Origin of the sequence: Streptomyces sp. DG1A-41 (assembly GCF_037055355.1) — a bacterium.
Classification (GTDB): domain Bacteria; phylum Actinomycetota; class Actinomycetes; order Streptomycetales; family Streptomycetaceae; genus Streptomyces.
In genome coordinates, this window is the sequence record NZ_CP146350.1 from 8,114,846 (window position 1) to 8,128,541 (window position 13,696).

The following is a 13,696-nucleotide window of genomic DNA, read 5'->3' on the forward strand; positions in this document are numbered from 1 at the left end:
GCCTCTCCCGCCGAGGTCGCGCGGGCGGTCCGGGTGGTTGCAGCCGGCCGGGACGGCTCAGTCCAGCAGCCGAGCCGCCTCCTCCGCGCAGCCCCAGGCCACCGTCACACCGGCGCCGCCGTGGCCGTAGTTGTGGATCAGGAGTCGGCCGTCCGGCAGGGCGTCGCGCTCCAGGCGTACCGCGGGGCGGGTGGGGCGCAGTCCGACCCGGTGTTCCAGGACGCGCGCCCCGGCGATCTCCGGCCGCAGCGCCGCGCAGCGGCGGATGATCGCCTCGGCGGTCGCGGGGTCGGGTGCCGGCGACCACGCGTCCTCCTCCGCCGTACCGCCGAGGACGAGCCCACCCGGCTGCGGGAACATGTACGCGTACTCCCCGGCCGCGTCGGTGGAGACCAGCCAGGTGTCGATCCCCGGGTTCTCCACGACGACCAGTTGCCCGCGCACGGGCCGCACGGACGGATCCGGCACCAGCTCCCGCGCGGCGAGCCCCGTGCAGTTGATCACGACCGGCGCGTCGGCCTCCGCGAACCCGGCCACCGTACGAGCCTCGACCACACCGCCCGCCGCGGCGAACCGCTCCCGCAGCCACGCCAGATGAGCCGGCATGTCGATGAGCGGCAACCGCGCCCGGACGCCGTACCCCGCGTACTCCCCGGCCGTGGCCGCCCGCAGCTCCGGTACCCGGTCCGCCAGCCACCCGTCGACCTCGTCGAGACGTGTCTCGCCCAGTACCCCTTCGACCATGCGTACACCGCTCGCCCCGGGCCCCGCGGCCAGCTCCTCGTAGACCTCCAGCGACCGCAGCGCCCACACCCGCGCCAGTGCGACCGGCTCGATCCGGTACGGCCACCACAGCGCACCCGCGACCGCTGAGGTGGTCGCCTCGACGGGGTCCCGCGTCCACACCCGGACCCGCCGCCCCCGCTCGGCGAGTAGCACCGCGGTCGTCAGCCCGATTACCCCGCCACCGACCACCACGATCTCGTCACTGCGCTCACCAGCCATGCCGGGACCGTAGCGGAATGTGTCATGCCGTGCTCACATCACGCGCAGTGTGGGGATACTCACACCATGTGTGCCGAGTACACGCCCTTCGGCCTGGCACCCGCGATGCGGGCCGGCGGAGTCCTCACAGACGGTGGTTACCAGCTCCACCGGGACTTCCTGGACTTCATCGTCGACGGACGCCCGCTGCTGTTCCAGCTCTCCGACCTCGACGCGGTCTCCCCGCTCGCCTCCGACGTACCGCCCTCGATCTTCACCGCGCAGGTCCGCAGCCTGCTCCTGGAGAGCGCGCCACCGCTGCCCGGCGGCCGGTACGTCGTCTACGGCTGCCCCGAGTGCGAGGACCTGGCCTGCGGCGCCGTCACTGCGGTCATCCGCCGGGACGGCGAGGACTTCATCTGGCGGGACTTCGCCTGGCAGACCGACGAACACGCCGACCTGGAGCTCAACGGCTACCACGGCATCGGCCCGTTCCGCTTCCGCGGCGCCGAGTACCGCGCGGCACTGAGCGCCCTGCTGAACGGCTCCGCCCCGGACACCCGCCGCCGCGTCCTGCTGATCGGCGCCCGCGTCGCCGTCCTGGCCAAGCTCGCCGCGGCGTTGCGCACCATCGGTGTCGGCGCCGACATCGCCCACGACGCCGACCACGTGCCCGCCGACGAGCTGCGCGGTTACGGCGCCGTCGCCTTCGGCCGCGGGACAGACGAGCGGGAACGTGCCGCCGTCCGTCGTGCCTTCGAACGCGCAGAGGTCCCCGTCGCGTACGTCGACGGCCTCGCCCCGATCGTCCCCCTCCTCGTCGCCCAGATCGAACACGCCCTGGACCGCAGCCCATTGGAGCAGCGCCGCCTCACCGGCCTGACCGCCGCCGCCGGCGAGGCCGGTGTCGAGGTCACCTCCGCCTGCCGGGTCACCCTCACCGCGTACCGCCTCGACCGGCTCTCCCGTACCCACACCCACGAGATCTTCGACGGCGTCCTGGAACCGGGCCACCACCGCGTCGCCCTCGACCCCAAGGCGGTGAAGGGGCAGTCCTTCCTGGTGGCGCGCGCCGCCACCAGCGTGCTGGTGACGGCCGTGACACCCTGAAACCCGGCCGCTCACCGCCCAGGACGGCGGTTAGGATCGCGACCTGATGACTGCCACCCTCGTCGCCAAGAATCTCGCCGCCGGCCACGGCGACCGGGCCCTGTTCACCGGACTCGACCTCGTCGTCGCGCCCGGCGACGTGATCGGCCTGGTCGGAGCCAATGGCGCCGGCAAGTCCACCCTGCTCAGGATGCTGGCCGGACTCACCGCCCCCGAGCAGGGCGAGCTGCGCCTGTCCCCGCCGACCGCCACCGTCGGCCATCTGCCCCAGGAGCCGGACCGCCGCCCCGGCGAGACCGTACGGGCGTTCCTGGCCCGCCGCACCGGCGTCGCCGAGGCCCAGCGGACCATGGACGAGGCCACCCAGGCCCTGGTCGACGGGGCGCCCGGCGCCGACGACGCCTACGCCACGAGCCTGGAGCGCTGGCTCGCACTCGGCGGCGCCGACCTCGACGGACGCGCCGAGGAGGTCGCCGACTCCCTGGGCCTCGCGGTCGACCTGGACCAGCTGATGACGTCGCTGTCCGGCGGCCAGGCCGCCCGCGCCGGCCTCGCCTCCCTGCTCCTGTCCCGCTACGACGTCTTCCTCCTCGACGAGCCCACCAACGACCTCGACCTGGACGGCCTGGAGCGCCTCGAACGCTTCGTGAGCGGCCTGCGCGCCGGGACGGTCGTCGTCAGCCACGACCGCGAGTTCCTCACCCGCACCGTCACCAAGGTCCTCGAACTCGACCTCGCCCAGCGGCAGATCAACCTCTACGGCGGTGGCTACGAGGCCTACCTGGAGGAGCGGGACGTCGCGCGCAGGCACGCCCGCGACGAGTTCGAGGAGTACGCCGACAAGAAGGCGGCCCTCCAGGACCGCGCGCAGATGCAGCGCTCCTGGATGGACAAGGGCGTGAAGAACGCGCGCCGCAAGGCGGGCAACGACAACGACAAGATCGGCCGCAAGTTCCGTAGCGAGGCCAGCGAGAAACAGGCCGCGAAGGCCCGGCAGACCCAGCGCATGATCGAACGGCTGGACGTCGTCGAGGAGCCCCGCAAGGAGTGGGAACTGCGCATGGAGATCGCGTCGGCCCCGCGCTCGGGCGCCGTCGTGGCGACCCTGCGGGACGCCGAGGTGCGCCGCGGCGGCTTCGTCCTCGGCCCGGTCTCCCTCCGGATCGACTGGGCGGACCGGGTGGCGGTGACGGGCGCGAACGGCGCCGGCAAGTCCACCCTGCTCGCCGCCCTGCTCGGCCGCGTCCCGCTCGACGCCGGGCACGCGGCTCTCGGCTCGGGCGTCCTGCTCGGCGAGGTCGACCAGGCCCGCAAGCTGTTCCACGGCCAGGAGCCCCTGATGGACGCCTTCCGCGAGGCCGTCCCGGACACCGAACCGGCCGAAATCCGCACCCTCCTGGCCAAGTTCGGCCTCAAGTCGGACCACGTCCTGCGCCCCGCGGCGACCCTCTCACCGGGCGAGCGCACCAGAGCGGCCCTGGCGCTGCTCCAGGGCCGCGGTGTCAACCTCCTGGTCCTCGACGAGCCGACCAACCACCTCGACCTGCCCGCCATCGAGCAGCTGGAATCGGCCCTCGACTCCTACGAGGGCACCCTCCTGCTGGTCACCCACGACCGCCGCATGCTCGACGCCGTACGCGTCACACGCCGCCTGGAGGTGGCGGACGGCAAGGTGACCGAGCGCTAACGAACCGCCAGACGGGTGGCCAGTGAGGGGTACTCCACGACGTACCCCTCCTCGTCGAACTCCAGGTCGCTGCGGAAGTCGCCGGAGGCGTACCGGACCCGCCCGGGGCCGAGATGCGTGTAGGTCTGCCGGGACGGCCGCACCGTCAGGTCCGGCACCGACACCCAGGCCATCAGCAGTTCCAGCTCGCCCGGCCCGCGATGGAGCCCGTGCCGGAGCACCGGCATGGTGTTGGTGAGCGGGCACAGCCCGAGATCACAGTCGAGGGCTCCGTCGACGTCCGGGAGGCGCTCGCCGTCCGCGGTCCATCCGCCCCCGCCGTCGTGCCGCAGATCGAGCGTGCGGCTGCCGTCGGCGGACTCGGCCGTCACCCGCAGTCGACGGGTGACGAACCCGTCGGCCGTGTCGAGGTCGTACGTGATCCAGTAGGGCTCCGGATCGGTCCCGACGGCCCGCCCGCGCGCCCGCAGCACGCCGTCCCCGAGCTGGACCCAGGCGGTCTCGAACCCCCGGCTCGCGAAGACTTCCCAGGTGATGACACGCGCAGCAGACATATAGCCCACTCTAGATCTGGAAGGGGGCGAAGCTCCCCTTCCAGATCAGGGGCGCGGGGAACTGCGCGACCAGCCACAACGGACCCGCAGCTCCCCACAGCCGAACCATCAACGCTTGCCGTTCTTGGGGTCGACCAAGCCCGCGCGGCGCAGCGCATCCGCCATCGCGCTGTTGGCAGGCGCAGGCGCAGCCGCCTGGCGCGAACCGGCGCCACCGCCACGGCGCGCGGCACCGCCGCCCTGCCGCTGCTGCGGCGGACGCCCGCCGCGCTGCCGGCGCTCGCCGGAGCCGCCCTGCCCCTGCGGGGCCGCCTCGTCGTCCAGGCGCAGCGTCAGCGAGATCCGCTTGCGCGGGATGTCGACGTCGAGGACCTTCACCTTGACGATGTCCCCGGGCTTCACCACGTCCCGCGGGTCCTTGACGAACGTCTTCGACATCGCGGAGACGTGCACCAGACCGTCCTGGTGGACACCGACGTCCACGAACGCGCCGAACGCGGCCACGTTCGTCACGACACCCTCAAGGACCATCCCGGCCGACAGGTCGGAGATCTTTTCCACGCCCTCCTTGAAGGCGGCCGTCTTGAAGGCCGGACGCGGGTCGCGGCCGGGCTTCTCCAGTTCCTTGAGGATGTCGCTGACCGTCGGCAGACCGAACGTCTCGTCCACGAAGTCCTGCGGCTTCAGCGAGCGCAGCACGGCGGTGTTGCCGATGAGGCCCGCGACCTCCTGCCCGGCGGTCTTCACCATGCGCCGGACCACCGGGTACGCCTCCGGGTGCACGCTGGACGCGTCCAGCGGGTCGTCACCGCCGCGGATCCGCAGGAAGCCCGCGCACTGCTCGTACGCCTTCGGGCCCAGCCGCGCCACCTTCTTCAGCTCACCACGGGACTTGAACGGCCCGTTGGCGTCCCGGTGCGCCACGATGTTCTCGGCGAGCCCGGAGGTGATGCCGGAGACCCGGGCGAGAAGCGGGGCCGACGCCGTGTTGACGTCCACGCCCACGCCGTTCACACAGTCCTCCACCACCGCGTCCAGCGAACGCGACAGCTTCACCTCGGACAGGTCGTGCTGGTACTGGCCGACACCGATCGACTTCGGGTCGATCTTCACCAGCTCGGCCAGCGGGTCCTGGAGCCGCCGGGCGATCGACACGGCGCCGCGCAGCGACACGTCCATGTCGGGCAGCTCCTGCGAGGCGAAGGCGGACGCCGAGTACACGGACGCGCCGGCCTCGGACACCATCACCTTCGTGAGGTTCAACTCCGAGTGTTTGGCGATCAGTTCCCCGGCGAGCTTGTCGGTCTCGCGGGACGCCGTGCCGTTGCCGATGGCGATCAGCTCGACCGCGTGCTCCTTCGCCAGCCGGGCCAGCTCGGCGATGGCCTCGTCCCACCGGTTGGCCGGGACGTGGGGATGGATGACGTCCGTGGCGACGACCTTGCCGGTGGCGTCGACGACGGCGACCTTCACACCCGTACGGAAGCCGGGGTCGAGGCCGAGCGTCGCGCGCGTGCCCGCCGGGGCGGCGAGCAGCAGGTCGCGCAGGTTCGCCGCGAAGACCCGCACCGCCTCGTCCTCGGCGGCCGTGCGCAACCGCAGCCGCAGGTCGATGCCGAGGTGCACCAGGATGCGGGTGCGCCAGGCCCAACGGACCGTGTCCAGCAGCCACTTGTCGCCGGGGCGGCCCCGGTCGGCGATCCCGAACCGGTGCGCGACCATCCCCTCGTACGACGACGGGCCGTCCGTCGGCTCCTCGGGCTCCAGGACGAGGTCGAGGACTTCCTCCTTCTCGCCGCGCAGCATCGCCAGGATGCGGTGCGAGGGCAGCTCGGTGAACGGCTCGGCGAACTCGAAGTAGTCGGCGAACTTCGCGCCCGCCTCCTCCTTGCCCTCCCGCACCTTGGCGGCCAGCCGCCCGCGCACCCACATGCGCTCGCGCAGCTCGCCGATCAGGTCGGCGTCCTCCGAGAACCGCTCGGTGAGGATCGCCCGGGCGCCGTCGAGGGCCGTCTGCGGGTCGGCCACGCCCTTGTCGGCGTCGACGAACGCGGCGGCCGCGGCGAGGGGCTCGACGGACGGATCGCCGAGCAGCCCCTCCGCCAGCGGCTCGAGACCGGCCTCACGGGCGATCTGCGCCTTGGTGCGCCGCTTGGGCTTGTACGGGAGGTAGATGTCCTCCAGGCGCGCCTTGGTCTCCGCGCCCCGGATCCGGGCCTCCAGCTCCTCGGTGAGCTTGCCCTGCTCGCGCACCGACTCCAGGATCGCCGCGCGCCGCTCCTCCAGTTCCCGCAGATAGCGCAGCCGCTCCTCGATCGTGCGCAGCTGCGCATCGTCGAGCATCTCGGTCGCTTCTTTGCGGTAGCGGGCGATGAAGGGCACCGTAGAACCGCTGTCGAGCAGTTCCACGGCAGCCCTGACCTGCCGCTCCCGTACGCCGAGCTCCTCGGCGATCCTGCCTTCGATGGACCCTACTTCGAGGGACCCGGGTGTCGTCACGATCCCGTACCGCCTTCTCCACTGAGGTTGCGCGGCAATTGTGGCAGGTGACACCGACACTCGGGGTCAGGGCGGCACCCGGCAGGTCGGGACGGCCTTTGTCAGACCCTGCGGCTGCGGGTGGAGGACGAAGCGCCGCCGAAGAGCCGGGCCAAGGCCCGGAAGGGCAGCGTCACGACAGTGGCGATGGCGCCGCCGATCTGGCGCAGCACGTCTGCAATGGCACGAAGCACGTGATTCCCCTTTCTCGTTCCCGACCGCGGCGGCCGGGAGAGACCGGGTACCTCACCAAGGCCTCACCATGCGTCACGGTCGAACGCACATGCCCGGCCCGGTGCGCATCAGGGCTCGCCGTAAGGCCGTGCGGCCCTGGCGATCAGCGCTTGCCGAGCAGATCCGCCGGAAAGGCCCCCGCCGCGAGCGCCGCCTGCGCGAACGCCGCTCCCAGCTCGGTCAGCCGGGCCACCCCTTCCGGGCCCAGGTACTCGTACGGGGCCCGGTCCAGGCGGTCCGTCTCCTGCTCGATCTCCTCGCGCAGGGCGACACCGCGCTCGGTGAGCTCGCCGGTCGCGTCCAGCAGCCCGCGCTCACGCAACCGGTCCGTCGCCGCGTCCCAGTCCTCCTGGCTCCAGCCCCGGGTGCCGAAGACCCACTTCGGTGTCATGCCCCTGCCTGTCGCCGTGTGGGTCACCATGGCCTCCAGCCCGTCCAGCCCGGCGGACATCAGCACGGCCAGATGCCCGTCGCCCCGGTGCTCGCGCAGCAGGGTCGCCGCATGCCAGTACGCGAGGTGCGGCTCCTCGGGGACGGGCAGGTCGGCATGGGCGGCGTACAGCGGCCTCGCCCCGCGCGAGCAGGCTTCGGCGGCGCGCAGCGCGAGACGTGAGGCCTCGGTCATCTCCGCCGATACCAGGGCCCCTTCGCCCAGCAGGCGGCGCAGTGTCGCGTCGACCGCACGCGCGCGTGCCGCCAGCACCTGACCGGGTGTCGCGGCCTCCCACACCGCCGGCACGTGCCGGGCCACGAGCTCGTACTTGTAGTTGTAGAAGGCCGCCGCCACCGCCCCGGCCCCGACCGGCCCGAGGGCGGCGGCCCGCACGGCGAAGTTCACGGCGTGGGGACGGGTGATCCCGGCAGCACCCAGTTCCCGCCCCAGATCGGGCGAGAAGTAGTGCGTCGCGTGCAGGGTGTTGAGCACGTTCTGGCAGCGTCGGCCGGCGAGCGGCTGGAGGGCGGCAGTCGTCATGCCGGGCAGGTTACCAACCGCTTGGTATGGCTTCTGCGGCAGCGCCCCTCATGGCAGAAAGGGTGGGGAACTCGTCATTGCGGCCACACTCCGGGCCCGCGAAGAAGCGACGGCATGGGCCAACGCACCGTTCCCGACCTCCTCTTGGCGCGCAGAGTCTCGACGTCACCGGCCCCGTGGAGGTCTTCGCGGGCGCGGAACTGCTCTCCCCGGGCGCGTAGCGGATCCGCACGGCCTCCCTTGGACGGCGCTCCCGTACGGACCACCAGCGGCCTGACTCTCGTACCCGACGAGTCCCTGGCCACCGCCCCCGACCCGGACATCCTCCCCGTCCCCGGCGGAACGGGCAGCCTGCGGACCGACCCGCGCCTGGGTGCGCCAGCACGGGCCGCGCCCCGCACGGCTGGTCTCCGTGTGCACTGGCGCGGCCGTGCTCGCGGCCTGCTGGACGGCCGCCGGGCCACGACCCACTGGGCGTACTGCGACCGGCTCGCCCGTGACCACCCGGCCGTCGAGATCGCCCCCGACCCCGTCTGCGTACGCGACGGGCACATCGCCACGCCGGCCGGTGTCACCGCCGGCATCGACCTCGCCCTCGCCCTGGCCGAGGAGGATCTGGGCCGGGACGCCGCCCTCACCATCGCCCGCCACCTGGTCGTGTTCCTGCGCCGGCCCGGGAACCAGGCCCAGTTCAGCGCCCAGCTCGCGGCCCAGACCGCCCACCGCGAGCCCCTGAGGGAGGTCCAGCGCTTCATCACCGAACACCCCGACGCCGACCTCTCCGTCGAGGCCCTCGCCGCCCGCGCCCGGCTGTCACCCCGCCAACTTCGCCCGCCCCTTCCGGTCCGATACCGGTATGACGCCGGGCCGGTACGTGGACCGGATCCGTGCCTGCTGGAGGGCACCGCCGACGGCACCGAGGAGATCTCACGCACCAGCGGCTACGGCACCCCGCAAGTACGTCACCGCGGCCGGCGTCTCGGCATCGCCATGGGACTGGCCCTGCTCGGCCGCATCGCGGGCAACGACCACGCACAGATGGTCCAGCTCGCCACCGAGTACGACCCGCAGCCGCCCTACGACGCCGGATCATCCGAGAAGGCGCCCGCGCACCTCGTCGAACTGCTCCGGTCGCACGCCGACGTCATCCTGCCCTGGGCACGCTCCAGCCGAACCGCGGCTGCCTGCGCTCCAGGAACGCGGCCACGCCCTCCGCGGTGTCGCCGCTCTCGCGTGCCCGCGCGGCCCAGTAGGCGTCGCGGTCCGTGCGCCCGTTCGCGAATTCCTTGGCCGCGGCCTGCGTCAGCTGCGAACGGGACACCAGAACCCGGGTGAACTCGGCGAGCCGCTTGTCCAGTTGACCCTCGGGCAGCACCTCGTCGGCCAGCCCGGTGCGCAGCGCCCGCTCCGCGTCGATCAGTTCGCCGGAGAACAGCAGGTACTTGGCGGTGGCCGGCCCGACCAGGGCCACCAGCCGCCTGGTCGAGGACGCCGGATACACGATGCCGAGCTTCGCCGGCGTCACACCGAACAGCGCCCCCTCCTCGGCGAACCGCAGATCACAGGCCGCCGCCAGCTGCGCCCCGCCGCCCACGCAGTGCCCGCGCACCGCCGCCAGCGTCGGCTTCGGGAACGCGGCGAGTGCCTCCTCGGCCTCCACGGCCAGCCGCTGCGCCTCCTCCGGCGAGCCCCGCAGCGTCGAGATGTCGGCCCCCGCGCAGAACGTGCCGCCCTCGCCGGTGAGTACCAGCGCCCGCACGGCCGGATCGCCCGCGAGTCCCTCCAGCAGCGGCGGCAGGGAGCGCCACATCGCGGCCGTCATGGCGTTGCGCTTCTCGGGATGGCGGATGACGACCGTCGCGACCGAGTCGGTCACGCTGTACAGCAGCTGCGGCTCCATGCGCCGGATGCTATCCGGATGCCAAACCCGTACAACCCGAATAGTTCGCCGAGATGGCACAACAAGGGCAGGACCAGTCCCACAACTGACCGTGTCATACGCCAACGGTCAGAAGCGTTCGATAGTCGCTGACTTCTGGTCAGTCCTGAGGTAAGGAGCGCATCGTTACCAACACTCAGGGTGTGGCGACAATCGAGCGCGAGGGTGGCGACCGGACGATGGACAGCGACGGGCGTGGGTTCGGCCCACGCCCAGAGGGCGGCGCGGCGCCCCTCGGCCCCGGGCCCGCGGATCCGCTGCCGTACGAAGGGGTCTGGCGGTTCACCGCACCGGCGGTCGACGCCTCGGTGCCGCAGGCGCGGCACGCCGTACGGGACCTGCTGCTGCGCCAAGGGGTGCCGGTCTCGGACGACCTGGCCCAGGGGCTGCTGCTGATCGTCTCGGAGCTGGTGACGAACGCCGTGAAGCACGCGGCGGTGCTCTCACCGACGATCGCCGTCGAGCTGGCCGTCGGTGCCGAGTGGCTGCGCGTGTCCGTGGAGGACAACCACCCGTACCGGCCGACAGCCCTGGAGACCGATCACGGCCGGACCGGCGGTCGCGGACTGCTGCTGGTGCGCGAGATCACCCGGGAGGCGGGCGGTGTGTGCGAGGTCGACCACACCGCGAGTGGCGGCAAGGTGATCTGGGCCACCCTGCCGCTCAAACCCGCGCGCTTCACCTAGGCCGGCTCTTCAGAGCCGTCGTCACCAGCCGGCGGACGTGCCGGTCAGCTCCCTGATCGCCGGCCGGGCCGCGTCCAGGACGGTCATGAACCAGGACGAGAAGGTGTCCTTGGCGTGCCGCTCCGCCAGTTCGGGCGGGGTCACGAACGCCGTCGACGCGACCTCCTCCGGATCCGGCCGCAGCACGGCCTGCACCATCCCGACGAAGAGGTGGTTGTACTCCTGCTCCACCAGACCGGACTCCGGGTCCGGGTGGTTGTAGCGGACCGTGCCCGCCTCGGCCAGCAGGGACGGGGAGGCGCCGAGCTCCTCGTAGGTCCGACGCGCCGCCGCCGCGAAGGGCGCCTCGCCGGGGTAGGGGTGGCCGCAGCAGGTGTTCGACCACACACCGGGGGAGTGGTACTTGCCCAGCGCCCGCTGCTGGAGCAGCAGCCGGCCGTACTCGTCGAAGAGGAACACGGAGAACGCGCGGTGCAACTGCCCGGGCGGCTGGTGGGCGGCGAGCTTCTCCGCGGTGCCGATCGTCACGCCGTCCTCGTCGACCAGTTCCAGCAAAATCGCGTCTGCGGTGCCGTTCGACGGGCTGTGCGTCGCGGTGGCAGGTGTGATCGGCATACCCATCCTTCACATCGGTCTTCGCGCCCCAAGTCTGCCGTACGAATCCGGCACTCCCGGCACTTCGCGAGCGCCCGCATGTCCCGCGCGGCGGCGCGGAGCGCGGACGGCGCCGCTCGGACCCGGAAGAGGGGCCCAGTGGGTGATCGTGCCCGGCACCGTGGACCGAAAATCGTCCCTGGCGGTGCGGTGAGAGCCAGGACGGGGGCGCGCGCCGGAGGGCTTGATTCCCCGGCGCACTCCCAGCGCGATGCGCCCCACCAGCGCCATCAGCGCCACCAGCCCCAGAAGCCTCAGGAGTGGGCGGCGTCAGTGGCAGAGGCGCGCCTCGTGCTCCCGGTGTCCGCCCGGCTCCAGCTGAAAGGTGCAGTGCTCCACGTCGAAGTGGCCGCCGAGACAGTCCTGGAGCTCGTGGAGCATCTTCTCGTGGCCTATCGCGCTCAGCACCTCCGAGCTGACGACCACGTGCGCCGACAGCACCGGCATGCCGGAGGTGATCGTCCAGGCGTGCAGATCGTGAACGTCTTCCACCCCGTCGGTCGCCAGGATGTGGGCTCGCACCTCCGCCATGTCGACGCCCTTGGGCGCCGCCTCCAGCAGGACGTTCAGGGTCTCGCGCAGCAGCTTCACCGTGCGCGGCACGATCATCAGCGCGATGACGAGGGAGGCGATCGGGTCGGCGGCCTGCCAGCCGGTGAGCATGATCACAAGGGCCGAGACGATCACCGTGACCGAACCCAGGGCGTCCGCCGCCACCTCGAGGAACGCGCCGCGCACGTTCAGGCTCTCCTTCTGGCCGCGCATCAGCAGCGCCAGCGACATCATGTTGGCGACCAGGCCGATGGCACCGAACATGACAGCGAGGTGGCCCTGGGTGTCCGCCGGTGTGACGAAGCGCTGGACCGACTCGTACAGGACGTACCCGCCGACCCCGAGCAGCAGCAGACAGTTGGCCAGGGCGGCGAGGATCTCGGCGCGGGCGTAGCCGAAGGTGGCCCGGTCGCTGGGCGGGCGGTTCGCGAAGCGGATCGCGAGCAGCGCCATGCCCAGGCCCAGAGCGTCCGTCGCCATGTGCGCCGAGTCCGCGACGAGGGCGAGCGAGTCGGCGAGCACCCCGCCGACGATCTGGACGACCACCACGCCGAGCGTGATCGCCAGCGCGACCCGCAGCCTGCCGCGGTACGCCGAGGTCGCCGTACCGCCGGCCGGCGCGCCGTGCGCGTGCCCGTGATCGTGGCCAGCCCCCATGAAAGTCATCCTCCGGTGTTCGCGTGATCGTGCTCGGGCACCCCAGTGAACTACGGGGAGGGGGTATGTGCAACGCGGCACTGAACACCGTTGTCATGTGCCCTGACCTGCGGAAACCACGCCCAGGTCAGGGCACCCTCAGTGGCTCAGGAGCCGTGGTGCAGGAGCCAGCCCCGCCACGCCGACTCGGCCATCTCGCGCACTGCGCGCCGCGCGGTCCAGCCGAGTTCCCCGGCCGCCCGGGACGCCGAAGCGACGGCCCGCGGGGCGTCCCCGGGGCGGCGGCCCTCGACGAGCGGTGGCCGGCGGTCGCCGGTGGCCTCGCCGATGACCGAGATGAGCTCGCGCACCGAGACGCCCTCGCCCCGGCCGATGTTGACCGTCAGATTGCCCACGACGCCCCCGTCGGCGAGCCGCCGGGCCGCCGCGAGATGCGCCTCGGCCAGATCGGCGACGTGAACGTAGTCACGGACGCAGGTGCCGTCCTGGGTGGGGTAGTCGTCACCGAAGATCCTGGGCGCCTCGTCGCGCGTCAGCCGGTCGAAGACCATCGGGACGATGTTGAAGACGCCCGTGTCGGCCAGTTCCGGCGCGGCGGCGCCCGCCACGTTGAAATAGCGCAGACATACGGTGGAGATCCCGTGCGCGCGGCCCGCCGCCCGCACCAGCCGCTCCCCGGCGAGCTTGGTCTCGCCGTACGGGTTCACCGGCGCACAGGGCGTGTCCTCCGTGATGAGGTCCACACCCGGGTCGCCGTACACCGCCGCTGACGACGAGAACACGAAGTGCTCGATCCCGGCCCCGGCGACCGCGCCCAGGAGGGTCACGAGACCGCCGACGTTCTCCCGGTAGTACCGCGTCGGCTGCGCGACGGACTCGGCGACCTGCTTGCGCGCCGCGAGATGCACCACACCGGTCACGCCGTGCTCGGCGAACACGCGCTTCAGCAGGTCACCGTCGAGCGACGAGCCCTCGATGAGCGGTACGTCCGCCGGAAGCCGCGCGGGCACCCCGGCCGAGAGGTCGTCCAGGGCGAGGACCCGCTCCCCGGCCTCGTTCATGGCCCTGGCCACGTGGGCCCCGATGTAGCCGGCCCCGCCGGTGATCAGCCAAGTCATGGTCGCCCAC

The 13,696-nt window shown here is 72.2% G+C and carries 12 protein-coding genes and 1 pseudogene; 4 read left to right on the forward strand and 9 right to left on the reverse strand.

The window, feature by feature from the left end:
• Positions 1 to 57 precede the first annotated feature (57 nt).
• Positions 58 to 1,005 carry an FAD-dependent oxidoreductase gene (locus tag V8690_RS37465; protein ID WP_338784488.1) on the reverse strand — a complete coding sequence of 316 codons (948 nt, stop codon included), beginning with the start codon at positions 1,003 to 1,005 and terminating at the stop codon, positions 58 to 60.
• 66 nt (positions 1,006 to 1,071) lie between these two features.
• On the opposite strand from V8690_RS37465, the gene V8690_RS37470 reads away from it, so the two are divergent.
• Both V8690_RS37470 and V8690_RS37475 read left to right on the forward strand, forming a co-directional pair.
• Complete coding sequence (locus V8690_RS37470) at positions 1,072 to 2,094, forward strand: oxidoreductase (RefSeq protein WP_338784489.1); 1,023 nt, start codon at positions 1,072 to 1,074, stop codon at positions 2,092 to 2,094.
• 46 nt (positions 2,095 to 2,140) lie between these two features.
• Positions 2,141 to 3,781 (forward strand): ABC-F family ATP-binding cassette domain-containing protein, encoded by a 1,641-nt coding sequence (locus V8690_RS37475; protein WP_338784490.1) that lies wholly within the window; start codon positions 2,141 to 2,143, stop codon positions 3,779 to 3,781.
• On the opposite strand, the gene V8690_RS37480 is transcribed toward V8690_RS37475, so the two are convergent.
• The 4 genes from V8690_RS37480 to V8690_RS37495 all read right to left on the reverse strand — a co-directional run bounded on the left by V8690_RS37480 (position 3,778) and on the right by V8690_RS37495 (position 8,080).
• Complete coding sequence (locus V8690_RS37480) at positions 3,778 to 4,335, reverse strand: putative glycolipid-binding domain-containing protein (protein ID WP_338784491.1); 558 nt, start codon at positions 4,333 to 4,335, stop codon at positions 3,778 to 3,780. The two genes, V8690_RS37475 and V8690_RS37480, sit on opposite strands and share 4 nt — an antisense overlap.
• Positions 4,336 to 4,443: 108 nt before the next feature.
• Positions 4,444 to 6,834, reverse strand: a complete 2,391-nt coding sequence (locus V8690_RS37485) for a Tex family protein (RefSeq protein WP_338784492.1) — start codon at positions 6,832 to 6,834, stop codon at positions 4,444 to 4,446.
• Positions 6,835 to 6,935: 101 nt separating this feature from the next.
• The gene (locus tag V8690_RS37490; RefSeq protein ID WP_308402998.1) at positions 6,936 to 7,067 is read right to left on the reverse strand and encodes an LPFR motif small protein; all 132 of its coding nucleotides are present in this window, start codon (positions 7,065 to 7,067) and stop codon (positions 6,936 to 6,938) included.
• Positions 7,068 to 7,210: 143 nt separating this feature from the next.
• A complete protein-coding gene (locus V8690_RS37495; RefSeq protein ID WP_338784493.1) occupies positions 7,211 to 8,080 on the reverse strand; it encodes a hypothetical protein in 870 nt (289 codons plus the stop codon).
• 114 nt (positions 8,081 to 8,194) lie between these two features.
• On the opposite strand from V8690_RS37495, the pseudogene V8690_RS37500 reads away from it, so the two are divergent.
• A pseudogene (locus V8690_RS37500) lies at positions 8,195 to 8,629 on the forward strand (GlxA family transcriptional regulator); the annotation flags it as partial.
• A gap of 595 nt (positions 8,630 to 9,224) precedes the next feature.
• Here V8690_RS37500 and V8690_RS37505 read toward each other — a convergent pair.
• On the reverse strand, positions 9,225 to 9,980 hold the full coding sequence (locus V8690_RS37505; protein WP_338784495.1) for an enoyl-CoA hydratase/isomerase family protein: 756 nt from the start codon (positions 9,978 to 9,980) through the stop codon (positions 9,225 to 9,227).
• 218 nt (positions 9,981 to 10,198) lie between these two features.
• Between V8690_RS37505 and V8690_RS37510 the strand changes: the two genes are divergently transcribed.
• The gene (locus V8690_RS37510; RefSeq protein ID WP_338785596.1) at positions 10,199 to 10,705 is read left to right on the forward strand and encodes an ATP-binding protein; all 507 of its coding nucleotides are present in this window, start codon (positions 10,199 to 10,201) and stop codon (positions 10,703 to 10,705) included.
• 21 nt (positions 10,706 to 10,726) lie between these two features.
• Here V8690_RS37510 and idi read toward each other — a convergent pair whose 3' ends face one another.
• From idi to galE, 3 genes are all read right to left on the reverse strand, one after another.
• Entirely contained in the window at positions 10,727 to 11,320 is a 594-nt protein-coding gene (gene idi, locus V8690_RS37515; RefSeq protein WP_338784496.1) for an isopentenyl-diphosphate Delta-isomerase, read from the reverse strand.
• 309 nt (positions 11,321 to 11,629) lie between these two features.
• Positions 11,630 to 12,568, reverse strand: coding sequence for a cation diffusion facilitator family transporter (locus V8690_RS37520; protein WP_338784497.1), 939 nt, complete (start codon positions 12,566 to 12,568; stop codon positions 11,630 to 11,632).
• A gap of 146 nt (positions 12,569 to 12,714) precedes the next feature.
• Positions 12,715 to 13,686 (reverse strand): UDP-glucose 4-epimerase GalE, encoded by a 972-nt coding sequence (gene galE, locus V8690_RS37525; RefSeq protein ID WP_338784498.1) that lies wholly within the window; start codon positions 13,684 to 13,686, stop codon positions 12,715 to 12,717.
• Between the last annotated feature and the right edge of the window lie 10 nt (positions 13,687 to 13,696).